27 protein-coding genes and 1 other RNA gene are annotated in these 25281 nt (G+C 49.6%); 13 read left to right on the top strand and 15 right to left on the bottom strand.

The features are described 5' to 3' along the window. The first annotated feature begins 84 nt into the window (after positions 1-84). The gene (locus AACH44_RS17895; protein WP_261849265.1) at positions 85-591 is read left to right on the top strand and encodes a TIGR00645 family protein; all 507 of its coding nucleotides are present in this window, start codon (positions 85-87) and stop codon (positions 589-591) included. A 94-nt stretch (positions 592-685) separates the two neighbouring features. After that, positions 686-1723 (top strand): NADP-dependent oxidoreductase, encoded by a 1038-nt coding sequence (locus AACH44_RS17890; protein ID WP_261849266.1) that lies wholly within the window; start codon positions 686-688, stop codon positions 1721-1723. 50 nt (positions 1724-1773) lie between these two features. Here the strand turns inward: AACH44_RS17890 and AACH44_RS17885 are convergent, their stop codons facing one another. From AACH44_RS17885 to AACH44_RS17835, 11 genes are all read right to left on the bottom strand, one after another. After that, positions 1774-2076 carry a YjeO family protein gene (locus AACH44_RS17885; protein WP_261849267.1) on the bottom strand — a complete coding sequence of 101 codons (303 nt, stop codon included), beginning with the start codon at positions 2074-2076 and terminating at the stop codon, positions 1774-1776. Between the two features lie 43 nt (positions 2077-2119). Then, on the bottom strand, positions 2120-2551 hold the full coding sequence (locus AACH44_RS17880) for a hypothetical protein (protein WP_261849268.1): 432 nt from the start codon (positions 2549-2551) through the stop codon (positions 2120-2122). A gap of 67 nt (positions 2552-2618) precedes the next feature. Beyond that, on the bottom strand, positions 2619-2915 hold the full coding sequence (locus AACH44_RS17875; RefSeq protein WP_338659624.1) for a DUF2645 family protein: 297 nt from the start codon (positions 2913-2915) through the stop codon (positions 2619-2621). Positions 2916-2973: 58 nt separating this feature from the next. After that, complete coding sequence (locus AACH44_RS17870) at positions 2974-3402, bottom strand: hypothetical protein (RefSeq protein ID WP_261849270.1); 429 nt, start codon at positions 3400-3402, stop codon at positions 2974-2976. Beyond that, entirely contained in the window at positions 3380-4066 is a 687-nt protein-coding gene (locus AACH44_RS17865) for a hypothetical protein (RefSeq protein ID WP_261849271.1), read from the bottom strand. Before AACH44_RS17865 ends, AACH44_RS17870 begins: the two co-directional genes overlap by 23 nt. A 52-nt stretch (positions 4067-4118) precedes the next feature. Then, positions 4119-4598, bottom strand: coding sequence for an Hcp family type VI secretion system effector (locus tag AACH44_RS17860; protein ID WP_261849272.1), 480 nt, complete (start codon positions 4596-4598; stop codon positions 4119-4121). Between the two features lie 347 nt (positions 4599-4945). Continuing rightward, complete coding sequence (locus tag AACH44_RS17855) at positions 4946-5374, bottom strand: hypothetical protein (protein ID WP_261849273.1); 429 nt, start codon at positions 5372-5374, stop codon at positions 4946-4948. A gap of 468 nt (positions 5375-5842) precedes the next feature. Continuing rightward, a complete protein-coding gene (ubiI, locus tag AACH44_RS17850; protein ID WP_261849274.1) occupies positions 5843-7054 on the bottom strand; it encodes an FAD-dependent 2-octaprenylphenol hydroxylase in 1212 nt (403 codons plus the stop codon). Between the two features lie 28 nt (positions 7055-7082). Further along, positions 7083-8261, bottom strand: a complete 1179-nt coding sequence (gene ubiH / locus AACH44_RS17845; protein ID WP_261849275.1) for a 2-octaprenyl-6-methoxyphenyl hydroxylase — start codon at positions 8259-8261, stop codon at positions 7083-7085. A 45-nt stretch (positions 8262-8306) separates the two neighbouring features. Continuing rightward, a complete protein-coding gene (gene pepP / locus AACH44_RS17840; protein WP_261849276.1) occupies positions 8307-9632 on the bottom strand; it encodes a Xaa-Pro aminopeptidase in 1326 nt (441 codons plus the stop codon). A gap of 61 nt (positions 9633-9693) precedes the next feature. Next, the gene (locus AACH44_RS17835) at positions 9694-10281 is read right to left on the bottom strand and encodes a YecA family protein (RefSeq protein ID WP_261849277.1); all 588 of its coding nucleotides are present in this window, start codon (positions 10279-10281) and stop codon (positions 9694-9696) included. A 192-nt stretch (positions 10282-10473) separates the two neighbouring features. On the opposite strand from AACH44_RS17835, the gene zapA reads away from it, so the two are divergent. From zapA to AACH44_RS17820, 3 genes are all read left to right on the top strand, one after another. Continuing rightward, entirely contained in the window at positions 10474-10803 is a 330-nt protein-coding gene (gene zapA / locus AACH44_RS17830) for a cell division protein ZapA (RefSeq protein ID WP_005971092.1), read from the top strand. 74 nt (positions 10804-10877) lie between these two features. Beyond that, positions 10878-11062, top strand: a non-coding RNA gene (gene ssrS, locus AACH44_RS17825) — 6S RNA. Between the two features lie 39 nt (positions 11063-11101). Next, on the top strand, positions 11102-11743 hold the full coding sequence (locus AACH44_RS17820) for a 5-formyltetrahydrofolate cyclo-ligase (protein ID WP_261849278.1): 642 nt from the start codon (positions 11102-11104) through the stop codon (positions 11741-11743). Here AACH44_RS17820 and nadR read toward each other — a convergent pair. From nadR to serB, 3 genes are all read right to left on the bottom strand, one after another. Further along, positions 11740-12993 carry a multifunctional transcriptional regulator/nicotinamide-nucleotide adenylyltransferase/ribosylnicotinamide kinase NadR gene (nadR, locus tag AACH44_RS17815; protein ID WP_261849279.1) on the bottom strand — a complete coding sequence of 418 codons (1254 nt, stop codon included), beginning with the start codon at positions 12991-12993 and terminating at the stop codon, positions 11740-11742. The two genes, AACH44_RS17820 and nadR, sit on opposite strands and share 4 nt — an antisense overlap. Before the next feature lie 131 nt (positions 12994-13124). After that, on the bottom strand, positions 13125-14507 hold the full coding sequence (gene radA, locus AACH44_RS17810; RefSeq protein WP_261849280.1) for a DNA repair protein RadA: 1383 nt from the start codon (positions 14505-14507) through the stop codon (positions 13125-13127). Positions 14508-14524: 17 nt separating this feature from the next. Beyond that, a complete protein-coding gene (serB, locus tag AACH44_RS17805; protein ID WP_137741481.1) occupies positions 14525-15502 on the bottom strand; it encodes a phosphoserine phosphatase in 978 nt (325 codons plus the stop codon). A 156-nt stretch (positions 15503-15658) separates the two neighbouring features. On the opposite strand from serB, the gene AACH44_RS17800 reads away from it, so the two are divergent. From AACH44_RS17800 to AACH44_RS17765, 8 genes are all read left to right on the top strand, one after another. Further along, the gene (locus tag AACH44_RS17800; protein ID WP_261849281.1) at positions 15659-16342 is read left to right on the top strand and encodes a YtjB family periplasmic protein; all 684 of its coding nucleotides are present in this window, start codon (positions 15659-15661) and stop codon (positions 16340-16342) included. Between the two features lie 178 nt (positions 16343-16520). Next, positions 16521-18110 carry a peptide chain release factor 3 gene (gene prfC, locus AACH44_RS17795; RefSeq protein WP_261849282.1) on the top strand — a complete coding sequence of 530 codons (1590 nt, stop codon included), beginning with the start codon at positions 16521-16523 and terminating at the stop codon, positions 18108-18110. A gap of 516 nt (positions 18111-18626) precedes the next feature. Further along, positions 18627-19235: a molecular chaperone OsmY gene (gene osmY / locus AACH44_RS17790; RefSeq protein WP_261849283.1), complete on the top strand. Its 609-nt coding sequence runs from the start codon at positions 18627-18629 to the stop codon at positions 19233-19235. Positions 19236-19383: 148 nt separating this feature from the next. Then, positions 19384-19545 carry a DUF1328 domain-containing protein gene (locus AACH44_RS17785; protein WP_003019081.1) on the top strand — a complete coding sequence of 54 codons (162 nt, stop codon included), beginning with the start codon at positions 19384-19386 and terminating at the stop codon, positions 19543-19545. A 135-nt stretch (positions 19546-19680) separates the two neighbouring features. Further along, positions 19681-19869: a stress-response protein gene (locus AACH44_RS17780; RefSeq protein WP_338659365.1), complete on the top strand. Its 189-nt coding sequence runs from the start codon at positions 19681-19683 to the stop codon at positions 19867-19869. A 114-nt stretch (positions 19870-19983) separates the two neighbouring features. Continuing rightward, entirely contained in the window at positions 19984-20781 is a 798-nt protein-coding gene (locus tag AACH44_RS17775) for a TatD family hydrolase (RefSeq protein WP_338659364.1), read from the top strand. A 314-nt stretch (positions 20782-21095) separates the two neighbouring features. Beyond that, a complete protein-coding gene (locus tag AACH44_RS17770; RefSeq protein ID WP_010303065.1) occupies positions 21096-22373 on the top strand; it encodes a NupC/NupG family nucleoside CNT transporter in 1278 nt (425 codons plus the stop codon). A 149-nt stretch (positions 22374-22522) separates the two neighbouring features. After that, entirely contained in the window at positions 22523-23239 is a 717-nt protein-coding gene (locus AACH44_RS17765; RefSeq protein WP_261849285.1) for a 4'-phosphopantetheinyl transferase family protein, read from the top strand. Positions 23240-23287: 48 nt separating this feature from the next. Here AACH44_RS17765 and AACH44_RS17760 read toward each other — a convergent pair whose 3' ends face one another. Further along, a complete protein-coding gene (locus tag AACH44_RS17760) occupies positions 23288-25234 on the bottom strand; it encodes a TonB-dependent receptor domain-containing protein (RefSeq protein ID WP_261849286.1) in 1947 nt (648 codons plus the stop codon). Positions 25235-25281 lie beyond the last annotated feature (47 nt).

Raw genomic sequence — 25281 nt, 5'->3', positions numbered from 1 at the left:
GTGCATTCTGCTCAAGAATTGATTACCACCACAGCAGGACTTTTCGCTATTATTTCCCTCTTTTCCACCTGCATATAGTGAGTTATGGAACGTTTTATTGAGAATCTGATGTACTCATCGCGCTGGCTGCTTGCCCCTGTTTATTTCGGGCTGTCGCTGGGTTTGCTGGCGCTGGCGATCAAATTTTTCCAGGAGGTGTTCCACGTCCTGCCTAATATCCTGGATATCGCTGAAGCCGATTTGGTGCTGGTGCTGCTGTCACTGATCGATATGACGCTGGTCGGCGGATTGTTGGTGATGGTCATGCTATCCGGTTACGAAAACTTTGTTTCGGCATTGGATATCACCGAAGGCAGAGAAAAGCTGAACTGGCTTGGTAAGATGGACTCCGGTTCGCTGAAAAATAAAGTTGCCGCCTCGATTGTCGCTATCTCGTCGATCCATCTGCTGCGCGTGTTCATGGATGCCCGTAATATCCCGGATAACAAGCTGATGTGGTACGTGATTATCCATTTGACGTTTGTGCTGTCTGCACTTGTCATGGGGTATCTGGATCGCATGTCGCGTTACGAAAAAAGCAAAACGGCATAATCAACGCCGCACGGTTTGCGTAGCCAGATGAAAGAACAGATCCTATTGTTAACGAAGTGATCTTATCAACACGCTTTGTTTAACGGAGGATATTATGCCGCAAACCGATCAAATTAACCGCCGTGTGGTTCTGGCTCAGCGCCCGCACGGCGCGCCAACACAAGAGACCTTCCGTCTGGAACAGCAGCCTGTCCCACAGATCGATTCAGGACATATTCTGCTGCGTACGGTGTTCCTTTCCCTTGACCCTTATATGCGTGGCCGCATGAGCGACGCACCTTCTTATGCCAAACCCGTCGAACTGAATGACGTGATGGTAGGCGGGACAATCAGCCGCGTGGTGGAGTCAAAACACCCGGATTATCAGGCAGGTGATTGGGTGCTGTCCTACAGCGGCTGGCAGGATTATGCGGTTTCTGACGGCAAAGGATTAACGAATTTGGGTCAGTCGCCGACGAATCCTTCCTACGCGTTGGGTGTACTGGGTATGCCGGGCTTCACCGCCTATATGGGCCTGACGGATATTGGCCAGCCTAAAGCGGGTGAAACGCTGGTGGTGGCCGCCGCGACCGGCCCGGTCGGTGCGACGGTTGGGCAACTCGGGAAATTAAAAGGCTGTCGGGTGGTTGGCGTGGCGGGGGGCGCAGAGAAATGTCGCTACGCGGTTGAGGTTCTGGGGTTTGATGCTTGCCTCGACCACCGAGCGGATGATTTTGCAGAACAGCTGAAACAGGCCTGTCCGCAGGGAATCGATATTTACTTTGAAAACGTTGGCGGAAAAGTCTTTGACGCCGTGCTGCCGCTGCTGAACACCTCGGCGCGTATTCCGGTGTGCGGACTCGTCTCTGGCTACAATGCCACAGGGTTACCGGATGGGCCAGATCACCTACCGCTACTGATGGGGACGATCCTGAAGAAACGTATTCGGATGCAGGGATTCATTATCTTTGATGATTATGGTCATCGCTTCGATGAGTTCTGGAAGGATGTGTCGCCATGGGTGGAGGAAGGTAAGATCAAATATCGGGAAGAGATTGTCGACGGGTTGGAAAATGCCCCAGAGGCCTTTATCGGCCTGCTGCACGGCCGAAACTTCGGTAAGTTAGTGGTCAGAATCGGGCCAGATGCCTGATACACTGGACTCGCCGCTGCGGCGGCGAGTTTTGCACTCGACAGAGTATGTTACCAGTACGGGCAGATAGTCACGCGTGTATAGAAACTGCCTGAGTAATACATGAGAATAACAAGGTAGGTAATTATTCTAGGTGGTGTTCGTTTAACCAAAAGAAAAGGGATAGACAAAGGGATGATAATGAAATTTGAAAAACTGTCAGCATAGCTTCTCGGATTTTCACAAAAATTTTTAAGTGAGCTGTCACCAAATAGCCATTCATATTCGATTGATGAAAAAGCATGAATTAAAAAAATACATAGGACAGAATAAGCACAAAAATAGATGTTATATATGTGATTTTTACTAATCATGCTTTCAAATTCATTTTTTAATTTTTATGAAAAATGAATCTTACTATTTAACAAATGAGATATCAATCGTTCTATTTTTATCATCTTGTATTAGATTAACCTCATCATTTCCTTTTATCCATATTTCACTTATATTTCCGTAACTCCATGGGATGCTTTGGTTTTTTTTAAACCCAAGCGTCTCTATGTATTTTACCAATTCAGCTTTACGTTCAGGCATTGGGTTATAAAAAACTACGCCATTGGTTAATCGCTGCGTGCCATCTGGTGAATAATAGTAAAATTCATAGTTATCAGAAATAACTGGTATGTTTTTTACTTCATCTAGGGTTAAGGTATAATATGTAAAATAATCATTTTTTTTGTAGTGGTAGCTTTCTTCGTAGAATAAACCTGCGGAAATAATAAATACGCCAATTGAGAAGAATAATAGAAATATTGCTTTTATGAAGTCACTGTATTTGAATTTCAACATATGATTGTCTTTTTTGTTTGTTATTCAATTCGTCAATTTTATTGATTTATAGTTTGCTCAAAATAGACTAATTTGGACAAAGACTGATTCGTGTATAAAAACGGTATGAATGATATCCGAGGATGATAAGATAAGTAATGATTCTAGGTAGGCTTTTTTTAAAAATGAAAAAAGGGATAGATAAAGGAACGATAATGACACTGAAAAAGCCATCAGCATCGGCTTCCGGCACTTCACAGAAATCTTCAACTGAGTCGCCATCTATCATCCATTCATATTCGGTGGTAGAAAAAGCATTGATTAAAAAAAGGCATAACGCAGAATAGGCATAAAAATAGACGTTGTGGATATACCTGATTTTCATTAACATTTTTCAATTGCCTGATTACTATATGTCTGATAATGAGTATTTGAAAGTATAATTATTTTTTTTCAAATGAAATAATAATGATTTTCCTTTCATGATCTTGTATGACGCTAACGCTGTTATCTCCTTTTTTCCAAATTTCCCCACTCTTAATCCAAAACATATCTTCATGTTTTTTAAAGCCCAGTTTGTTGAGGTAATTGATTATTTCTGATTTTTTTTCAAGGTTAACATTTGAAAAGAAAACACTGTTAGTTGACCCAGATGTACCATCTGGGGAATCATATTCAATCGAGTAGTTTGTTGAAATAAAAGGCATTTCCTTTACTTCTTTAAAAGTGAGAAAATGATACTTTATATAGTCATCTTTTGTATAAGAATAACTTGCATTAACGAATAAATACGGCAGCAGTAGCATAAACCCTATGCAAGTAATGAAAAATGCAGTGATTTTAATAATGTTACTCGATTTGAATAGTGACACGGCGTTCTACTCCAATGTTGAATCCTGTTTTATCATTAAGATGTGTTAAAAGATCACTCTTTTCAATATTATTTATGGGTGATACTGATTTCATAAATTCAGGAAGAACAGTGTAATAAGGCCTGGCATTATTTGGGTATTTCTCTGGGTGTGGGAAAAGTAAGGGTCTAAACTCTTTATTTTTATATTGTCCTATAGGGCCATAGTAATCCCACCTTATAAATGTGTCGGCTTGACTAGCAACCCTGAGTTGAAGTAAATAATTGATGTTATCTACTGCCCGATAAAATCCGAGTAGATTAGATACTAAATCTTCACCACTATATCCACTATCACTGTACCAACTGAATAGCGGTGAACCTTGATAGGATTCGAATAGATGACTTGTATATATAATAATAGTGAGAGCGACTCTTTTTTTATCATGCGAAGATAGCCCTTTCCTTATTTTCCATCTTGTGGTTTTTGATGTTCCGTATTTGAATCCTTTTCCCATGTACTGTGAGTATATGACAATAAAATGGTCTTCTATTCTCTCTTCACCTGAATTTATTGCAGCCATTAATGCCCTGGCATCATCTCCTTTGGCATGAGCTAGGTCTACCCATCCTAGTACCTCAGTATAAACTAATGTTCCTTTCTCTATATCACTTCTTTTGCTCATAAAGAACCTATAATTTACTATAAAGTTAACTAGGTGGTGTTTTTGTGGTAATTCAGTACATATTTTCCGTTAATATGCTGTACCCTGATGTCCCTGCAATATTGTGTTGGCAGGTAATGCTTTCATAGCGCAGGCTCAGGATTTCAAACGGCTGCATGTCGCTATGCGTCAATGAATTGGGGTTCTGGTTAGAGAGGTTGACAATAGAGGCATCTCTTAATGTTATTGTCATGTAGTTCTCTTGCGTCCCGCTGGCGGAGGTGCGGTAATATCTCAACTCAACTTCCAGCAGTTCATTATTAGCGATGCTGGTTAGGACTAACGGTGTAGACTTATCAACGACTTTGGTCACGGAAAAGGGATGATGATTGACGTGTCGATCTCTTGATAAGTCGTAATTTGTGGCATAAACAAAAATCTCATCTTCGTGACCAGATATATGTTTATTTCCTACGGAGTCGATACTTAAACACCCTTCCGAGATCAGTCCCTGAATTTTTCCGGTGATCTTCATGAAAATAGAATTAGCCATTCGTGTAACTCTCTGTTAAAAAATCCTTGTTGGGAACGTTATAACGTAAATCTTGATTGAACAAAAGAAGAACTCGATTCTTTAATAAGAAATATGATTCCTGTCAGAAAAATGCCCTTTCCAAAAAAATATAATAAATTGTTTTTATTGATAAATGGTTATGCGGGAATAAATTTATTTATTAGCCAGCTAATTATATTTTAATGATGAATTTATTATACTCAATAAACCTCAAGGTGTAGGTTTGAGCATCTGAAGGCGATCGTGGATTCTAAGCCAAAGGCAGCTAGAACGCAAATGTAATCATATTTTAAGTCATTATTCTATTCACTCAATTATAGTATTAATTAGCGTTGCTCCTTGGATAAATCCAACATTAGACATTCGATTTCTTTCATCGTTACCCTATCTTTCTCTTTTGTTTTAATGATCTGAAAATATTCATCGAATGATGGATAATTACCTAAGGAAAAATCATCAACTAATGGGATTCCAGTACTGTTAACATAATCGAGTAGCTCATCGTAAGCCTCATTAATGTTATCTAGATCGCATAAATATATTGTACTTATCTGAGGGGTTGCCTCATCACTCGGCCCATAAGAAAAATAATAATTATTTGACAGCCTCGGCACGTCCCTGATTTTTTTATAGGTTAATGTATAGTACTTAAAAATGTCTTTTTCCGTATAAACGGTATAAGGAACGATGATAAGCCATCCCCAAAAAAACAGCAGGGAAGATAATGAAATGAAGATGGTTAAGATCGTTTTCATACGATGAAAATGGCTTTCTCGTGACCAGATATATGTTTATTTCCTACAGAATCGATACTTAAACACCCTTCAGAGATCAGTCCCTGAATTTTTCCGGTGATCTTCATGAAAATAGAATTAGCCATTCGTATCACTCCCTGTTAAAAAATCCTTGTTGGGAACGTTATAACGTAAATCTTGATTGAACAAAAGAAGAACTCGATTATTTAATAAGAAATATGATTCCTGTCAGAAAAATGTCCTTTCCAAAAAAATATAATCAATTGTTTTTATTGATAAATGGTTATGCGGGATAAAATTTATTTATTAGCCAGCTAATTATATTTAGTGATGGGTTTATTATATAAATAAAAAATTGGTGACTAAAATAACAAGAGAGATGGTTGAAGACGTTAGTGCTTTAATTAACAATGCAGTGTTATTGATATCTCGCCGCTTAAGCGGCGAGGTTGATCAATGCCGATCTTATTATTTCCCGGCACTGAGCCAATCTGGCAGATCGTGTAATCCCATTGCCTGACGTACCAGTGTGGGTTTAATACCGGGCAGTTTATCCGCCAACACCAGACCGACATCGCGCAGCAGCTTTTTCGCCGGATTGTCACCGTCAAACAGTTCACGGAACCCCTGCATGCTGGCGAGCATCACGGCGGCGCTGTGTTTGCGACGGCGTTCATAGCGCCGCAAATAAAGATGCTGGCCGATATCTTTGCCCTGTGCCTGTAAACGCTTCAGCTCGGCAATCAGTTCGGCGACATCCATGAAGCCCAGATTGACGCCTTGCCCTGCCAGTGGGTGAATGGTGTGCGCCGCGTCACCGACCAGCACCAGCCGGTGTGCCGCGAAGCTGCGAGCGTAGCGTCCCACCAGTGGGAAAGTCTGGCGCTCGCTTTCCAGTTCACACAGCCCCAATCGCATATCAAACGCCATGGCGGCCTGACGGTTGAATTCCTCCACCGGTAAGCTCTGCATCATCTGCGCTTGCTCTGGTGAAAGCGACCAGACAATCGAACAAAGGTGCGGATCGTCCAGTGGCAGGAATGCCAGAATGCCGTCGCCGTGGAACGCCTGACGTGCGACGGATTGGTGAGGCTGTTCTGTCCGAATGTTGGCGACCAACGCATGATGGCCGTAATCCCAAAAGGTCAACGGAATATCCGCATGCTGACGCAGCCACGAATGGGCACCGTCCGCCGCGACCACTAGCCGGGCGGTCAGCATGCTGTCGTCCTGCAACGTAATAAAGGCTTCGTTCTCGCCCCAGGCAACCTGTTTTAGCGACGCGGGAGAGAGCAGGGTGATATCGCTTAACTGAGAGGCGCGTTGCCACAGTACCTGCTGAATCACCGGATTTTCAATGATATGCCCAAGGTGGGAAAAGCCGAATTCTTCGCCGCTAAAACTGATTTTACCGAAGCTGTCTTTATCCCAGACCTGCATATCGTTGTAAGGGCTGACGCGTTGCGCCACGAGATTTTCCCAAACACCGATATGGCGCAGAAGACACTCGCTGGCGGCGTTGATGGCGGAGACGCGCAGAGCATGGCCTTTCCCAAGCGGCTGAGATTCTGCCGCCTGCTTTTCCAGTACGGCGATGCGCAGGCCACTCCCCTGTAAACCACAGGCAAGTGCCAGACCGACCATACCGCCACCGGCAATAACCACGTCGAATGATTGCATTTCCGTATTTTCCTGTTGGCGAGCTTAATTAACGTTTTACCCAACCCAGCGTGCGACGGGCAAAGGCATCGCGCATCAGCGGCAGGTTATTCATGGCGATCAGACCCAAATTACGACTGACGGCCAATGCGGTATAGCGGTTAGCGAACAGTCTGACCAGACCATCGGTAATTGTCACGGTGGCGTGCTGATCGGGTTCACGCCGTTGCTGATAGCGGCTGAGCACGCTGTACTGGCCGATATCTTGCTGATTTTTCGCTGCATCGACGACCGTCTCCGCCAGCGACATCACATCGCGAATTCCCAGATTAAAGCCTTGTCCGGCAATGGGATGTAGTGTTTGTGCCGCGTTGCCTACCAGCGCCAGCCGATGGCTAATATGCTGGTTGGCCGTGAGTAAGCGTAGCGGATAGCTATGGTGCTCGCCGATATGAGTAAATTGCCCCAGACGCCAGCCAAAGGCCTGCTGTAGCTGCTGACGAAATTCGCCTTCGCTCCAGCTATCAACTTCATGTTGACGGTGTTTATCATGGCACCAGACGAGCGAGCAGCGACCGTTATTCATCGGCAAGAGCGCCAGCGGGCCGTGCGGAGTAAATCGCTCGAATGCGCGCCCACGATGAGGCTCGGCGGTCGTCACATTGGCGATCACGGCGATCTGATCATAATCATGCTGTTGCCACTGAATCCCGCAGGATTGTGACAACATGGAGTGCGAACCATCGGCAGCAACCAGTAGCTGGCCCGTTAGCTCAGTGCCATTGTCTAGCGTTAGCGTCGCATTCTCTTGCGTCCGCGTGACGGTAACCACTTTGGCGGGACAGTGTAGGCGCACGCCGGGAGCTTGTTGCAGCAGGTAAAACAGGCGTTGCCCGACGTCGTGCAGCTCAACCACATGGCCCAATGCCTGAACGTGATAGTCTGACGCGTGCAGATTCACCGCGCTGGCATGTCCGCGTTCGCTGACGTGAATGTCGGTAATCGCTGTCGCATGGCCTGACAGGGGTTGCCAGATGCCCAGCGCCGCGAGCTGCTGGCGGGTGCCGTCAGACAGCGCGATGGCGCGTGCGTCAAAGCCCGGATGTTCCTTGTCGAGCGGCGAATGCGCCTCGATAAGATCAACCGGGATCGTACCTTGTGAAAGCCGCGATACCGCCAGCGCTAGCGTCGCGCCCGCCATGCCGCCACCGACAATCATGACCGCCATGCTGTTGTCCTTTGCAATGATGTCATTGTCCTTTGAAAGCGCTGCTTAGTTCTGTTTGTCATGCTGTTGCGCCATCAGCGCTTCGATGGCATCGGCGTCTTTGACTACGCTAGCCGTCAGGTTTTCGTTGCCGTTTTCGGTGATGACGATGTTGTCTTCGATACGCACACCGATCCCCCGGTACTGCTGTGGCACTTTGGCATCGGGCGCGATGTAAAGGCCTGGCTCGATGGTCAGTACCATACCCGGTTCAAGCGGACGGCCCCGATCGGTGGTGCCGTAATTTCCAACGTCGTGCACATCCAGACCCAGCCAGTGGCTGAGACCATGCATAAAGAATTGGCGATGTGCCTGCTCTGCAATCAGCTCTTCGACTTCACCCTTCAGCACGCCGAGCTTGATAAGGCCGCTGACCATAATGCGCACCACTTCATCATTCACGTCGCGGATGCTGCGACCCGGCCCGAATAGCTCCAGTGCGCGTAACTGTGAGCGCAGTACGATGTCGTAAATGGCACGCTGCGGCGCGGTAAATTTACCGTTGACGGGGAAGGTGCGGGTAATATCGCCAGCATAGCTTTTGTATTCACAGCCCGCGTCAATCAACACCAGATCGCCGTCGCGCATTTGCGTTTCGTTTTCGGTGTAATGCAGGATACAGGCGTTGTCACCGCTGCCAACAATCGTGTTGTAGGAAGGGTAGCGTGCGCCGTGACGGGTAAATTCGTGGTGAATTTCACCTTCAAGCTGGTATTCATACATGCCGGGGCGGCATTTTTGCATGGCGCGGGTGTGCGCCAGTGCGGTAATTTCGCAGGCGCGACGCATGACGCTGATTTCTTCCGGTGATTTGAACAGACGCATCTCATGTACCCACGGACGCCAGTCGGTCAGTGTCGCGGGGGCAGCCAATCCCTGACGGGTGCCGTTGCGCAAGGTATCCAGCGCAGTGAAGACCAGCTCGTCGGCGTAATCGTACTGCCCCTGCGCGTGGTACACCACGTCCAATCCATTCAATAACAGATGCAGTTGTGCACTGATTTCATCAAACGGCAGTGCGCGGTCAACGCCGAGCTTGGCGGGTGCCGCTTCCTGACCAAGACGGCGACCAAACCAGATTTCAGCGGTCAGGTCGCGCACGCGATTGAAGAGTACGCTGTGATGGTGTTTAGCATCGCTTTTTACCAGCAATAGAACGGATTCTGGTTCGTTGAACCCTGTGAAATACCAGAAATCGCTGTTTTGACGATAAGGATATTCACTGTCGGCATTACGCTGCGCTTCCGGCGCGGCAAAAATAATCGCCGCGCTGCCCGGTGCCATTTTTTCTAACAGACCCTGACGACGACGAAGAAATTCTTGTGGATTCATCACCTGCTCCTGAAAGTAGTCCGTGCGGTTGTGTTTCCCTACCGCCTGGCGTAATACGGTATTAGTGCAACGTTGGTTTTTGCTGTTCTGGCGCAGTCACAACGTGCTGGTTGGTAAATTCGGTATGGCACAAAATGGCAGAAACGCGAACATACTCAATCACCTCTTCCAGTGATTGTTCCAGTTCTTCCTGATCTTCATCTTCGTCGTAGCCAAGCTGTGCGATGTTGCGTAAATCGTCGATGGCTTCTTTCAACTCGCCCTTAACCTTGTTCAACTTAGGTTGAGCGACACCCAGACCAAGCAGGAAGTGGTTGACCCAACCTGCCAGCGCATCGGCGCGATCAAAGACGCTTACCTCGTCCTGCGAATCATCTGGCAGAAAAAGCTGAAACAGGAAGCCATCATCTTCCAGTGCTTCACGCGTAGTCTGATACAGGTCCTGAAGCGGTTGCGACAGTGTTTGAGTAAACGCCATACCTTCATTCGTCAGTTCAAAAACCAGCGTTCTCCAACTGTCGTCATGGTTTCCACCACACAGCATTCCGCTGATCAAGCCGTGCATTTCTGCAGCGGTCAGCGCGACTTGCTGTTGGTGAAGCAGTTGGTCAAGGCCTTCATAGGCAGGAAACGTATTCTCTATGGACATGCGGATTCGTCATCGTTGGCTGGATTGGTTCGTGCTATGCTACCACCAAGCTCCCTTTGGATTCCAGAAAGGGCTTGTATCTTAGATCTCGGCTATATATAGTGGCGCCCGCTTTAACGAACCCGATGTAACGGGTAATGCTCATGCTATGCGACACGCGGGCGCAAGAACGACAAAAGGCAGGAAGGTGGTATGTCTGCACAACCAGTAGATATTCAAATTTTTGGCCGTTCGTTAAGAGTGAATTGTCCGCCAGAACAACAGGAAGCGTTGAATCAGGCAGCGGAAGATCTTAACCAGCGGTTGCAAGATCTTAAAGTTCGCACTAGAGTCACCAACACCGAGCAACTGGTGTTTATTGCCGCGCTGAATGTGTGCCATGAACTGGCGCAGGAACGGGGCAAAACGCGTGATTATGCGTCGAATATGGAACAACGTATTCGTATGTTACAGCAGACTATTGAGCAGGCGCTGCTGGAGCAAGGTAAGATCACAGAGCGTCAGGGTACACAATTTGAATAACGTCGTATTTTGACAAAAGTACGGTGTTTTTACGCGATAAGACGTGCTAAGGTTTATCGCGAGTAACGAATAAAATTTCTCTGAGATGTTTGTCAGCGGGTCAGTCCCCTGAGCCGATATTTCATACCAAACAGAATGTAATGCTCTGCGGTTGGTGAGCACGCTCGGTTCGTCCGAGAAGCCTTAAAACTGCGACGTTATGTTCACCTTGAACCAAGGGTTCAAGGGTTACAGCCTGCGGCGGCATCTCGGAGATTCCCTTTCTTTTATTATTCTTGACCCGTGGCGAATATAGCCCATGTCATCTTCTGAACCGCCAATTTCTCCCAAACCCTCATTCTCTTCTACGGCCGTATCACGTCAGCAGATTCGTCAGACTGTACGTCAGCAGCGTCGTTTACTGACGTCGGAACAGCAGTCGCGCTTTGCGCAGCAGGCGTGTGAATGCGTCATGGCGCACCCGAAAATCATACGGGCAGATAGCGTGGCGGCTTTTCTGTCGTTTGACGGCGAGCTGGATACCTCCACGCTGATTCAACAGCTATGGCAGCAGGGGAAGCGCGTCTATTTGCCGGTTCTGCACCCGTTTCGTACCGGGCATCTGTTGTTCCTGCGCTATGCGCCGGACACCGAACTGGTGCGCAATCGTCTGAAGATTATGGAGCCGCGTCTGGATGTGCGTCAGGTGTTGCCGTTAGCGCAGTTAGACGTCCTGCTGACGCCGCTGGTGGCGTTTGATCGTCAGGGGCAGCGGCTGGGTATGGGGGGCGGGTTTTATGACCGAACATTGCAGTATCGCAATGAGACATCTCGCGGGCCTTACCCGATCGGTCTGGCCCACGATTGTCAGCAGGTTGGTGCTTTGCCAGTGGAAAGTTGGGACATTCCGCTGCCGGAAATTATTACCCCCTCCCACCATTGGCAGTGGCATTCGCGCTAGCTTTTGATCGGTTCAGGCGACCGATCGTGACCCAACATCTGCTGTACCAATTCCACACAGTGCAGGAAACGCGAATCGTAGTCCGACTCTCTGATGTAAACGTACGGGATATTATTGTTAGCCAGCATCGTTTTCAGCAGGTTCTGGAACTCCGAACGGGCGGTGGTACTGCCTAAACTGCGCAGCCCGTCGGCTACCCACGGTGTATTATTCTCCAGCAAAATCACCAGATCGAAGCGGTATTCGTCGACCAGCGCCTGAACAAAGGGGTGTTCACGCCCTTCATATTTTTTGCAGAATGCCTGCGTGGTGACAAAATCGGTGTCGATAAAGGCCACTTTATTGGCATATTTGACCGCAAAATCAATGTACTGCGCTTGACCTAGCGCGATCTTGTCGTAGTCGGAATACTGCAACGCCATCTCGTCGCCACCCAGATGGGAGAACACGTAATCGCGGCCATATTCCCAGGCGCTGGTGGTGTTGAAGATGTTAGCCAACTTGTTCACCAGCGTGGATTTACCGCTGGATTCCCCGCCAAGAATGGCAACGGTACGCACAAAGAACGGCTTCACTTCGGTCGGGATATAGTCCCAATAACGGAAAGGATCGTGGCGAATCTGCGAGCCGCTGATGTTCATGAAAGATCGCTGTGGGTCGATCAAGACTGCCTCAATCCCCAGATGTTCGCGATATTGCGCGGCATCCTGTTCTTCGCTGGTGTAGACGAAATTAGGCGTGATGCTTTTTTCCTGCATGAACGCCTGAATTCCTTTGCTCCACACATCCCAACCGTGCGGGTAAGGCTCCATCCCTTGCTCATTAAAGGCGTGAATATGAATATTTTTCTGATACTTAAAGGTCTGTAATAGCCAGCGCAGGCGGTCACTAACGGTGGGCTGCTGTGACATCGAACTGTTCTCAAACAGCAGGCGGTCACGCGGTTCGTCGTAACCTAAAATCACATGCAGTTCATCGACCTGGCTGCAAGCGCGTTGAATCAGATAAATATGGCCTGTGTGTAGCGGATAGAACTTACCGAAGACAATACCAATATTCTTTTCGTAGCGCGGGAATTCCAGTTCAAGAAAGCGATGCAGCGCTTCCAGTTTCTGGGCGCTAGGGCTTTTTATTTTGGCATTAAGTAATTGACTGAGATAGCCTTTGGTCATATCGGTTGCGTCGGCAACCTGCTGTAGGGTGCAACCCTTTTGGCGGATAGCGGATTTCAGGTAATCAAAGGATGACATGGTGCAACACTCTTGTTTAGCTTACTAAACAAAATACCACAAGATAGGGTAACCTCCGCTACTCTTTCACACGCCTGTTTGCGCTAAAGGTACACAGGGGGAAGCGCAACGGATAGTTTTCTGTGGTCCGTTTAGAGATCGTCGAGGATCGCCAGCGCGTCGGCCAGCTTTTTCACGCCGAACACCTGCATGCTGGCCGGGGCTTTCTTCGGCATATTGGCATGAGGAACGATGGCGCGTTTAAAACCGTGTTTGGCAGCTTCGGCAATTCGCTCTTGTCCGCTGGGAACCGGGCGAATTTCGCCCGCCAGACCGACTTCGCCGAAGATGACCAGATCCTGTGGCAGCGGGCGATCGCGGAAGCTGGAAACCAGCGAGAGCAGCAGCGCCAGGTCAGCGCTGGTTTCGGTGACTTTGACGCCGCCGACGACATTCACGAATACATCCTGATCCGACATCTGCAAGCCGCCGTGGCGATGCAGTACCGCCAGCAGGATCGCCAGTCGGTTTTGCTCCAGCCCAACCGCGACGCGACGCGGGTTCGCCATCATCGATTGATCGACCAGCGCCTGAATCTCCACCAACAGCGGGCGCGTGCCTTCCCACACCACCATGACCGAACTGCCGGACGTCACTTCATCTCCGCGACTGAGGAAAATGGCTGACGGGTTGCTGATCTCACGCAGTCCTTGTTCCGTCATGGCGAACACGCCTAACTCATTGACGGCACCGAAACGGTTTTTATGGCTGCGTAGCGTGCGGAAACGCGAATCGGCATCGCCGTCCAGCAGCACGGAGCAATCGATGCAGTGTTCCAATACTTTCGGCCCAGCGAGTGAGCCATCTTTGGTGACGTGGCCGACCATGACGATAGCCACGCCGCGCGTTTTGGCAAAGCGCGTCAGGTAGGCGGCGGTTTCACGCACCTGCGCCACGCTGCCGGGAGACGACTGAATATCGGCGAGATGCATGACCTGAATGGAGTCGATCACCATCAATTTCGGCTGTTCCTGCTCGGCAATCAGGCAAATCTGTTCGATGCTGGTTTCCGACAGCATGTTGAGATTCTGGGTCGGCAGATTGAGGCGATGTGCCCGCATTGCCACCTGCTGCAAGGATTCTTCGCCGGTGACGTACAGGGTTTTCATATTTTCTGACAGCTTGCACAGCGTTTGCAGCAGCAGGGTACTTTTACCTGCGCCGGGGTTACCGCCGATCAGGATCGCGCTGCCCGGAACGACGCCGCCGCCCAGAACACGGTCAAACTCCTGAAAGCCTGTAGAAAAGCGAGGCAGCGCTTCAAGACTGATTTCCGAGAGCTTCTGTACCCGACTGACGCCAGCGCTTTCGCCTGCATAGCCAGTGAGACGGTCAGAACGTGACACAGACGCCGAGGCCAGGCGGACTTCGGTAATGGTATTCCAGGCGTGGCAGGCGCTGCACTGCCCTTGCCAGCGTGGGTAATCCGCCCCGCATTCATTACATACAAACGCCCGTTTGACGGCTTTTGCCACGGTTCACCTCCTGCTAATTAACGCTTTTCGTGTCTCATGCTGCCGCTGAGGATGCAAAGCACGCCAGTCAGATCGGCATGACGGATCGTCACCGCCGCCTGCTCATTGACCTTGGGCTTAGCGTGATAGGCAATGCCTAAGCTAGCGGTCTTGATCATCGGAAGATCGTTTGCGCCGTCCCCGATGGCAACGGTCTGGTGCATGGGGATTTCCAGCTTTTCTGCCAACTGTTGCAGCGTAGTCGCTTTATATTTAGCATCAACAATCGTGCCGATGACTTCACCCGTCAGCTTGCCGTCTTGCATGCCTAATTCGTTGGCAACGGCGGCGACCAGACCTAGCTCGTCACGCAGATAATCAGCAAAGTAGGTAAACCCGCCCGATGCAATCGCAACGTGCCAACCCGCTTCCTGAAGCTGGCTAACCATATGGGTTAGGCCCGGCATCAGCGGCAGGGTTTTGCGTACCGTCTGTAAAATAGTGGCGTCGGCACCTTTTAATGTCCCTACGCGCTGACGCAGGCTGGCGGCGAAATCTAGTTCGCCACGCATCGCGCGTTCGGTGACTTCCGCCACCAACTCGCCTGTGCCTGCCAGCTTGGCGATTTCATCAATGCATTCGATCTGAATCGCGGTGGAATCCATGTCCATCACCAGTAAACCCGGTGACCGCAGCGTCGGTGCGTTACGCATGGCCGCAACATCGATACCCAGCTCGTGAGCCAGTTTGGTGGCACGTGGCGTCAGCGTACCCGCCAAACGGACGACCTGATAATCGCCCACATTCCAGGCGCTCACGATGACCATGGCACTCCCTAGCTTGCGCTGGTAGCGGGAAATCAGGTTTTTATCGAGGACATCGCTATAAATCAGCCAGCCGGTGTCGCCAGCGCGGTAGTCAAGCGGCATCACTTCGTCACCGCTCAGTGATAATGGCAGTCCCGGCCAACAGTTGATCTCATCGGGGAGATCACAATAGGTCAGACTATTCGACATGGGGAAAATCCTCTGCTGGCAGTCGTGCGATAAAGTCGTGCGATAAAAAGGGATCTGGCGTCGAGCAAACATATCCCTCCAAAAACTGGGCAACAAGCTATCCTATCGCTGGCGCTTCTGGCAACATGAAAGTATCCAAATCGTGTAAGGATTATCATGGTTCGCGCCCGGTTGAAATTTCGTCTACACCGCACGGTGATTGTGCTGATTTGCCTCGCCTTACTGGTGGTGTTAATGCAAGGTGCGTCCTATTTCAGTTTAAGTCACCAGATGGCGCGCTCTGAACAGGTCGAAGATCTGTCGCGCACGCTCTCCAGACAGGTGGCTTACAGCCTTTCGCCGCTGATGACCAGTGTGGATGATAATAGTCAAAAGATTACGACCATCCTCAAACAGCTTACCGATCATAGCCGTATTCTGGATGCTGGCGTGTATCAGCAGGACGGCTCGCTGGTGGCACATGTTGGTGAACAGGTGCAACTGCGAGATCGGCTGGCGCTGGACGGTAATCGAGTCGGAAGCTACTTTAACCATCAACTGGTGCAGCCCATTGAGGGAAAAGAAGGGCCTATCGGTTTCCTGCGTATTACTTTAGATACCCATGTGCTGGCGACCGAAGCCAGGCAAGTGGATAACACTACCAATATTCTGCGTCTGATGATCTTACTTTCGCTGGCTATCGGCATCATTCTGACCCGAACGCTGTTGCAGAATCGCCGTACTCGCTGGCAGCAGTCACCTTACCTTCTTACTGCGAGTACACCAGTGAAAGAAGAAGAGGATGAGGTAGAGAGCGATAGCGGGGCAGTGAGAAAGGATGGGGAAGAAAAACGCCTCTGATACGCTAATGGCTCAAAGACGTCGCTTTGCTGTTTATGCCATCACTGATTGTGTCTGCACGTTAAATCAGGGAAAATGCTCTGCTACCGTTTATTTCCGCTTTGCCTGACGATCTGACATCGGTGTGTTGTTGACTTGATGCTGACGCCGGGTGGCTAACAAAAGAAACCTGAAAATCATGTCTCCAAGTGAATACGCCCGCGAAGTCTCCAAAAGAAGAACGTTCGCTATCATTTCTCACCCCGATGCCGGTAAAACCACGATTACCGAAAAGGTCCTGCTGTTCGGACAGGCGATTCAGACTGCCGGTACGGTAAAAGGGCGTGGTTCCAACCAGCATGCGAAATCCGACTGGATGGAGATGGAAAAGCAGCGCGGTATCTCCATCACCACGTCCGTGATGCAGTTTCCTTATCATGAATGTCTGGTTAACCTGCTGGATACCCCGGGGCATGAAGACTTCTCCGAAGATACTTACCGCACGCTGACGGCGGTAGACTGCTGCCTGATGGTGATCGACGCCGCAAAAGGGGTCGAAGATCGTACGCGTAAGCTGATGGAAGTCACTCGCCTGCGTGATACCCCGATTCTGACGTTCATGAACAAACTTGACCGTGACATCCGCGATCCGATGGAAGTGCTGGATGAAGTCGAGAGCGAGCTGAAGATTGCCTGCGCACCGATCACCTGGCCGATTGGCTGCGGTAAATTGTTTAAAGGCGTGTACCACCTTTATAAAGATGAAACTTATCTGTATCAGACCGGTAAAGGCCATACGATTCAGGAAGTGCGCATTGTTAAAGGGCTGGATAATCCAGAGCTGGATATCGCTGTTGGTGAAGAACTGGCAGCACAACTGCGCGAAGAGCTGGAGCTGGTGCAAGGAGCATCGCACGAATTTGAGCTGGACGCGTTTCTGGCTGGTGAACTGACGCCGGTCTTCTTTGGCACCGCGCTGGGTAACTTCGGCGTTGACCATATGCTGGACGGGTTAGTCGCCTGGGCACCGACGCCGATGCCGCGTAAAACGGATACCCGAGAAGTCACGGCGGCGGAAGAGAAATTCACCGGTTTTGTATTCAAAATTCAGGCCAATATGGACCCGAAACACCGTGACCGCGTGGCGTTTATGCGCGTTGTATCCGGGAGATATGAAAAAAGCATGAAGCTGCGTCAGGTGCGTACGGGCAAAGACGTGGTGATTTCAGATGCGCTGACCTTCATGGCGGGCGACCGTTCCCACATTGAAGAAGCCTACCCGGGCGATATCATCGGGTTACACAACCACGGTACAATCCAGATTGGCGATACGTTTACGCAGGGTGAAGACATGAAATTCACCGGTATCCCCAACTTTGCGCCGGAACTGTTCCGTCGTATCCGCTTGCGTGATCCGCTTAAGCAGAAACAACTGCTGAAAGGGCTGGTACAGCTGTCTGAGGAAGGTGCTGTACAGGTATTCCGTCCGTTGACCAACAACGACCTTATTGTGGGAGCTGTCGGGGTGTTGCAGTTTGATGTGGTGGTTGCCCGTCTGAAAACGGAATACAACGTTGAGGCGATTTACGAGTCCGTTAACGTTTCAACCGCGCGCTGGGTTGAGTGCAGCGATGCGAAGAAATTCGAAGAGTTTACGCGTAAGAACGAGCTGCATTTGGCGTTGGATGGTGGCGATAATCTGGCCTATATCGCCCCGACGATGGTGAACCTGAACCTGACGCGGGAACGCTACCCTGAAGTCACGTTCCACCAAACGCGTGAGCATTAATCGTTATCACTACATGGATTGATAAAGCCACGGTTTTACTAAAATAATCGTGACTGTGGCGTTTAAATAGTGACCACATCGCTAAAAGAAACATCACCCGGTTAGGTTTGGTTTTAGGCCAAAAATAGCCGGGTTTTTTATTTTAAAATGTATTAAAAAACAAATAATTAAGTTTATTTCCTGCAAATAACTTCTTTTCACTCTGGTGCCACAGACAAATCTGAATTGCTGTGTATATCCCCCTGTTCCCCTGTGATTTTTCATTCTGTGGGCTATAGTTAACAGCGTGTTAACTGATTTGGCTTGTTCAACTGTTAATGCAATTTAAGTTGGTTCATTATTTTTATTTGTTTCGCTTTTGCAATTCAATACTCCGATTTTTTATGCAGAAAGAGAGAGTCATCGGAGTGTTGGCAACGTCATTATCACCTTGATTTGCTGATGACTGTGCAGGCGTTAACGTGACCCAAATAGGTTATTTCGGGTTTACAGAAAAGCATAAGAAGGAAGACATCGATGAAAAAGACTACATTGACAAAATCGCTGATCGTAGTTGCTCTGGGTTCTATTCTGGCTGGTGGTGCGATGGCTGAAGAAACGTTAGGGCAGAAAGTCGATCGTATCGCGGATACAACGGGTACAAAAATTGATAGCTCCGCGAATAAAGCGTCTGACTACATGAGCGACAGCGCTATCACAGCAAAAGTGAAGAGTGCGTTGCTGGAAGACAAATCGATTACCAGCAGCGACATTTCCGTTGAAACGTCCAAAGGTGTCGTTACGCTGAGTGGTTTTGTCAGTAGCCAAGCACTCAGTACCCGAGCGGTGGAAATTACCACTCAGGTTGAGGGTGTCGAATCTGTCAGCGACAAATTGCAGGTGAAAGATAATCCGTCACAATCGGTTGGCGCTTACACCGATGATGCCGTGGTAACGAGTACGATTAAGGCCAAACTGTTGGCGGATGACATTGTTCCGTCCCGTAAAGTGAAAGTCGAAACTCAGGAAGGCGTTGTGCTATTGAGTGGCACAGTGGATAACAAAGCGCAGTCCGACCGTGCAGAGAGTATTGCGAAGGCCGTTGACGGTGTGAAAAGCGTCAAGAATGACCTGACAGTTAAATAATAGCCATTTCACACGGGGTTATCCGTCATCGCGGATAACCTTATTAAATCCGCACTATAAAACACCACCTGTGGATACGCAGTCAGGACGCACGAAGCGCGTCAGGATGACCACCATGATTTTCCATTTTGTCTGGTAAGGAGAGCGTATGTTTCGTTGGGGCATTATATTCTTAGTTATCGCACTGATCGCGGCAGCGCTAGGTTTCGGCGGGTTGGCCGGTACGGCAGCTGGCGCGGCGAAAATCGTCTTTGTCGTCGGTATTATTCTGTTTCTGGTTAGCTTGTTCACGGGTCGGAAGCGGCCGTAGCACCGCACATTTATACATTCGTCATACAGAGCACACAGCCGCGCCACGCGGCTGTCATATTTTATCGGCACACTATCTTTTACTGATGCTACCCGCGTATTTGCTGCATTTCGACAGTTTATCAGGAGGTTTGTGATGAATAGCGATATCATTGTTGGCAAATGGAAACAGTGGAAAGGGAACTTTCTGGCGCTGTGGGCCGATTGGTTTGACAGCGACTGTGCCTGGCTGGAAGGAAGTAACGATTACCTGTCCGGTGTCTTGCAAGAGGGTTACGGAAAAGCGCACGAAGAGGTATCCTCAGATAAAACCACGTTACACTGAGGCCTCACCGCAACGACAGGTTCGATTCTGCCATGAGGCTTTGGCAGGATAGTTCTTTGGCGTAGATTAGGTCGCCTCATCCAGACGGACCTAATTTTGACGGAGAGAAGCGACGTGCCCGCTGAACGATACCGTTTTATCGATACCCACTGCCATTTTGATTTCCCCTTATTCTATGATGACGCACCGGAAAGCTTGCGTCTGGCGCAAGACGCGGGAGTTGATCGCATCATCATTCCTGCCGTGGCTGCTCAGCATTTTGAGCGTGTATTGACGCTCACTCGTACTTATTCACCGCTCTATGCCGCACTGGGCCTTCACCCGCTTTATATCGCCGAGCATCAGGAGAGCGACCTGCTCCGTCTGGAAGACGAACTGCGCCAGTTGCCCGCCAAACTGGTGGCGGTGGGGGAGATTGGGTTGGATCTCACTATGCCAGAACCGCAGTTTGAGCGGCAGTTTACCTTCCTTGAGGCTCAACTTCGGCTGGCGAAAAAATACGATCTCCCGACGATCTTGCACTCGCGACGTAGCCACGACAGGCTGGCGCAATTACTGCGTCGTATCGATGTGCCGCGTACCGGCGTGGTTCACGGGTTTGCAGGCAGCCTGGCACAGGCGCAGGCCTTTATCCGGCTGGGCTATTACATCGGCGTAGGGGGAACCATAACCTATGACCGAGCGAATAAAACGCGTCAGGCAATCGCGCAACTGCCGTTAGATCGGTTGCTGCTGGAAACCGACGCCCCTGATATGCCGATGAGCGGCTATCAGGGGCAACCAAACCGACCCGAACGTATTTCGTGTGCGTTTCAAACGCTATGTGAGCTACGGGCTGAATCGCCTGAGGTGATAGCGGAGGCACTCTGGCAGAATTCGTTTAGGCTGTTTGGGCGGCTCACTCCGGCGTAACACGGCTGTTGTTAGTGAACGGCCTGTTACGCCACGATCGTTCCCCAAGCGGAAGGACGTACTGCTTCTGCTTTTCTGTTATTTCTGTGCGACAACAGGCAGAACAGCCATTTCGATTTCATATACCAATCATTAAATTGTGACGTAGATCACTATTATGTGTTTTGGACTGTTCGATGTTGTATGTATTTGTGACATAAATTAGCGACCTTCACGAGCCTATCTCTATAATCAGCTCGCCAGAGCGTTATTTTGCTCTGGCGGCTGATTTTTATTTTTGCTCTCACTTTTTCACGCGTTATAGGGAACTACACATGCAACTCGTTATGAGTCTCATCGGCATGATTGTTCTGATACTGTGCGCGGTTATGCTGTCCAATAACCGTAAAGCTATCAGATTGCGCACCGTAGCCGGTGCTTTCATTCTTCAGATCGGTATTGGTGCGCTGGTGCTGTATGTACCAGTAGGCCGCAAGATTCTGGAAGGGTTGACGGGCGGTGTAGCAAACGTTATCGCCTATGGAAATCAAGGCGTGTCGTTCATGTTTGGCGGTCTGGTCTCCGACAAAATGTTCGAAGTATTTGGCGGTGGTGGCTTTGTTTTTGCACTCCGCGTCTTGCCGATTATCGTCTTTTTCTCTTCTCTTATCGCCGTGTTGTACTACATGGGCATTATGCAGATAGTCATCAAGGTACTCGGTGGCGGATTACAGAAACTGCTGGGAACCTCCCGTACTGAATCGCTCTCTGCGACGGCCAATATCTTTGTCGGTCAAACGGAAGCGCCTCTGGTGGTCCGTCCGTATATTGCCAACATGACGCAGTCAGAACTGTTTGCGGTGATGTGTGGTGGGTTGGCATCGATTGCTGGTGCCGTGATGGCGGGTTATGCCCAGATGGGCGTGCCGTTGGAATACCTGATTGCGGCGTCCTTCATGGCGGCTCCGGGCGGGTTACTGTTTGCCAAACTGATGGTGCCGGAAACGGAAAAAACGCACGACCATGATGAAATGGTTGGGTTTGTCGATGAAGACGATCGCCCAGCTAACGTCATCGATGCGGCGGCAAGCGGTGCCGCTTCCGGTATGCAGTTGGCGCTGAATGTGGGGGCGATGCTACTGGCATTTATCGCCTTGATCGCCGTGTTGAACGGTATTCTGGGCGGCATTGGCGGCTGGTTTGACTATCCGCAGCTGTCACTGGAACTGATTCTGGGCTGGTGCTTTGCGCCTGTCGCGTTCCTGATTGGTATTCCCTGGAGTGAAGCGACCGTTGCGGGTTCGTTCATTGGGCAGAAACTGATCGTCAACGAGTTCGTTGCTTACCTGAATTTCAGTGAATATCTGAAAGCGGATGAGGTGGTGCAGGCCGCGGGCTTGCAGGTTCTGTCGGATCATACCAAAGCGGTGATTTCGTTTGCACTGTGCGGCTTTGCTAACCTTTCGTCTATTGCTATTCTTATTGGAGGTTTGGGCAGTATGGCACCGACTCGGCGTCAGGATATTGCCCGCTTTGGTTTGAAAGCGGTTGCGGCAGGTACGCTTTCTAACCTGATGAGCGCCTGCATTGCAGGGTTCTTTTTGGCTTTGTAAATGTAACCAGGCATTCTTGCAGTAGCGAGATGATGGGCGGCGAAAGTCGCCCATTGTTCGTTTATGCCCCTACATTTTTCATGGTTTAAGCGTGGCTTGCGCAGCATTTACCGAATGCGGGTGCGATATGCTTGCCTGAGTGGAGCAACATGCTTTCTGCTTTTATTGATGATGTTGAATGGATTTCTTTTCCACGGGCAACGGACGGTGCCGCCTACCCAGGTATTACTGCACGCTGCCATTTCCATTTGTCTGCCTACGACGACGCGCTTTTTGCCGAGGCGAACATTCCTTTTTCCGACGCGCTAGAGCGCGCCGTACCGAAACGACGGGCTGAATTTTTGGCTGGACGTTATCTTGCCAGACATGTGTTGAATAAGTTGAGCCACCCCGATTTTGTTCTGCATAGCGGGGAAGATCGCTCGCCGCAATGGCCGGAAAACATCGCCGGTTCGCTGAGCCATAACAAAGACAGCGTACTCTGCGCCGCCCATTTACGTAGCGATGCGCTATCGTGCGTGGGTGTGGATATCGAAGGATTTATGTCCGACGAGCGTGCGCAGTCGCTGTGGCCCGGCATCATTGGCGATGAAGAGTTCCAGTGGTTTCAGGAGCGAGATGAGGCATTTAGCTGCTTGCTGACGATCAGCTTCTCGGCGAAAGAGAGTCTGTTCAAGGCGCTTTACCCGCAGGTCCGGCACTATTTCGATTTTCTGGATGCCCGGCTGGTGGCGCTGGATATCACCAAACGCGAATTCGAGCTGGAACTGCTGACCGATCTGACGCCAACGTTTTATGCCGGACGCCGTTTTAAAGGTGCGTATCTGTTAAGAGAGTACGACGTCACCACCTTTCTCTGCTGCTAAAAAAGCCCGCGAATAGCGGGCTAGAGTCATTGTTCAGAACTTATCTGCTTAGAACTTATAGCTCACGCCACCGTACACCGTACGCCCAGACAGGAAGTAGTCGATATCGGTAGCAACGTAGTCCCGCTTTTCGTTGGTCAGGTTAGTGACGCCCAGTTTCAGGTCCACGTTTTTAACCGGCGTATAGGTGGCACCGATATCTACGGTATTGAAGCCGCGTGTTTTATACGCTTCTTTATCGCGTAAAAATTGGTTACTGGTGTACTGATAGGACACATAGGTCGAGAGGTTATCCAGTGCCTGCCAGTTCAACTGCGTGTTAACCGTATTTTTCGGCGTTTGCTTCAGGCGCTTTCTGGTGGTGCGGTCTTCAGCATCAACCACAGTCCAGTTGGTGGTCCAGTTTAGATCCTCTATTACATCGACCCAGAATGAAGTCTCGATTCCCTGCACCCGTGCTTTACTCACGTTTTCATAGGTTCGTGTCACTGCATTGGTTTGAATCATATCCTTGATGTCATTGTTAAACAGGGTGATGCCCGTACCGAAGTGCTCGGCTTCGTAGGCGGTACCCAATTCATAGCTGATGGATGTTTCAGCCTTCAGATCAGGGTTACCGACGATGTAGCATTGGCCGCGGCATGCTGCTTTTGTATAGCCCGTGGTAAATTGAGCGAGAGTTGGGGCTTTAAACGCCTTATTGACGCCACCTTTGATCACCCAGTTGTCGGTTAGACTATAAGTGGCGTAGGCGCGTGGGCTGAACTCGGTGCCGTAGACTTCATGATGGTCAACACGACCGCCAAAGGTGAGGGCTAAATCCGCAATCTTGAATTCATCTTGCAGGAAGAGTGCGCTCTGGTTGACGTCCACTTTGCCATTTTTCAGGTTCATGCTGTGTTCCAGCGATGTGATGCGGTATTCGCCGCCGCCGGTCAGCAGGTGATCGCCCAGATAGCCAGATATTTGCCCGTCAACCGTCTGATTATTCTGAGTGATATCGGCAATGCCTTTATTAAGCTCAGAATTATCCATTAAATCGATATTTTCGTAGTAGTAGCGCAGCCGCGTATCGAAATTATCCCAGCTACCGTTATGCGTGAGTCCCAGACCGAGGCGATCAAGTTTTTGTGTGTTGTGAGCTGTTGCGCCAGAGTTATTCCAATCGACGAAGCGGTCATCTTTGGTATAAGTCGCATCAAAATCCAGGCTCTGCTGAGAATCGATCAACCACGTCAGGTTGCCTAGTACGCTGTAGTTATCGCGTTTTTCCAAGGCATCTGAGTTGCGATTCTTGGATTGCTCGGTACGCCAGGCGTCACGTTTGCCACCATCCACAATCAAGCTGCCCAGCAGCGTATTTTCCACCAATGGTCCACTGACGTAGCCATTCAGACGATTATGGTCACCGCCGGAACCTTCGGTCGGTGCCTGAAAGTTATAGCCGAGTTCACCGGTAACGTTCTCACCCGGCTGGCGCAGAATCACGTTTACCACACCGCCCAGCGCGTCGGCACCGTACAAGGAAGACATTGGGCCGCGAATGACTTCGATACGTTCAATCGCCGACATAGGAATGGAGCTCAGATCGAAATCATTCCCCATATCAGTTGCGAGTGATTCTTGGGTGTTGATACGTCGACCATTCACCAGTAGCAGCGTGTAGTCTGCCCGCATACCACGGATTTTGATCTCGTTACGGCCATAGCTGGTAGAAGGGTTAATATTAATGCTCGGCAGCTTTTTGATGGCGTCGGAAACGTTATTCACTGACATCTTTTCCAGCTCGGCGCGGGTGATGACAGAGACGCTGGCGGGAGCACTCAGCGTGGTGTGTTTCGTCTGTGTTGCTGTCACGACGATTTTTTCATCTGCCGCGTTTTCTGCCTGAGCGAGTGCAGGTAGTGCCAATAATCCGGTCACCAGCAGGGCGTGATACACCTTGCTGTGTGGAAAATGATGATGTGAAAAACGACTGTCCGGTTTTAGCTGCATGTCAAAGACCCCATCAAAGAGTAGAAAAAAACATCCCCGTAAGTAAC

The sequence above is a fragment of the Pectobacterium araliae genome, from assembly GCF_037076465.1.
Taxonomy (GTDB): Bacteria; Pseudomonadota; Gammaproteobacteria; order Enterobacterales; family Enterobacteriaceae; genus Pectobacterium; species Pectobacterium araliae.
The sequence above is the reverse complement of the archived record's forward strand: the minus strand, read 5'-3'. Positions and strand labels throughout refer to the sequence as shown.

Coding starts and splice junctions, on each gene's coding strand:
- AACH44_RS17895 (WP_261849265.1), top strand. CDS start 85: ATGGAACGTTTTATTGAGAATCTGATGTACTCATCGCGCTGGCTGCTT.
- AACH44_RS17890 (WP_261849266.1), top strand. CDS start 686: ATGCCGCAAACCGATCAAATTAACCGCCGTGTGGTTCTGGCTCAGCGC.
- AACH44_RS17885 (WP_261849267.1), bottom strand. CDS start 2,076: ATGATTAGTAAAAATCACATATATAACATCTATTTTTGTGCTTATTCT.
- AACH44_RS17880 (WP_261849268.1), bottom strand. CDS start 2,551: ATGTTGAAATTCAAATACAGTGACTTCATAAAAGCAATATTTCTATTA.
- AACH44_RS17875 (WP_338659624.1), bottom strand. CDS start 2,915: ATGAAAATCAGGTATATCCACAACGTCTATTTTTATGCCTATTCTGCG.
- AACH44_RS17865 (WP_261849271.1), bottom strand. CDS start 4,066: ATGAGCAAAAGAAGTGATATAGAGAAAGGAACATTAGTTTATACTGAG.
- AACH44_RS17860 (WP_261849272.1), bottom strand. CDS start 4,598: ATGGCTAATTCTATTTTCATGAAGATCACCGGAAAAATTCAGGGACTG.
- AACH44_RS17855 (WP_261849273.1), bottom strand. CDS start 5,374: ATGAAAACGATCTTAACCATCTTCATTTCATTATCTTCCCTGCTGTTT.
- ubiI (WP_261849274.1), bottom strand. CDS start 7,054: ATGCAATCATTCGACGTGGTTATTGCCGGTGGCGGTATGGTCGGTCTG.
- ubiH (WP_261849275.1), bottom strand. CDS start 8,261: ATGGCGGTCATGATTGTCGGTGGCGGCATGGCGGGCGCGACGCTAGCG.
- pepP (WP_261849276.1), bottom strand. CDS start 9,632: ATGAATCCACAAGAATTTCTTCGTCGTCGTCAGGGTCTGTTAGAAAAA.
- AACH44_RS17835 (WP_261849277.1), bottom strand. CDS start 10,281: ATGTCCATAGAGAATACGTTTCCTGCCTATGAAGGCCTTGACCAACTG.
- zapA (WP_005971092.1), top strand. CDS start 10,474: ATGTCTGCACAACCAGTAGATATTCAAATTTTTGGCCGTTCGTTAAGA.
- AACH44_RS17820 (WP_261849278.1), top strand. CDS start 11,102: ATGTCATCTTCTGAACCGCCAATTTCTCCCAAACCCTCATTCTCTTCT.
- nadR (WP_261849279.1), bottom strand. CDS start 12,993: ATGTCATCCTTTGATTACCTGAAATCCGCTATCCGCCAAAAGGGTTGC.
- serB (WP_137741481.1), bottom strand. CDS start 15,502: ATGTCGAATAGTCTGACCTATTGTGATCTCCCCGATGAGATCAACTGT.
- AACH44_RS17800 (WP_261849281.1), top strand. CDS start 15,659: ATGGTTCGCGCCCGGTTGAAATTTCGTCTACACCGCACGGTGATTGTG.
- prfC (WP_261849282.1), top strand. CDS start 16,521: ATGTCTCCAAGTGAATACGCCCGCGAAGTCTCCAAAAGAAGAACGTTC.
- osmY (WP_261849283.1), top strand. CDS start 18,627: ATGAAAAAGACTACATTGACAAAATCGCTGATCGTAGTTGCTCTGGGT.
- AACH44_RS17785 (WP_003019081.1), top strand. CDS start 19,384: ATGTTTCGTTGGGGCATTATATTCTTAGTTATCGCACTGATCGCGGCA.
- AACH44_RS17780 (WP_338659365.1), top strand. CDS start 19,681: ATGAATAGCGATATCATTGTTGGCAAATGGAAACAGTGGAAAGGGAAC.
- AACH44_RS17770 (WP_010303065.1), top strand. CDS start 21,096: ATGCAACTCGTTATGAGTCTCATCGGCATGATTGTTCTGATACTGTGC.
- AACH44_RS17765 (WP_261849285.1), top strand. CDS start 22,523: ATGCTTTCTGCTTTTATTGATGATGTTGAATGGATTTCTTTTCCACGG.
- AACH44_RS17760 (WP_261849286.1), bottom strand. CDS start 25,234: ATGCAGCTAAAACCGGACAGTCGTTTTTCACATCATCATTTTCCACAC.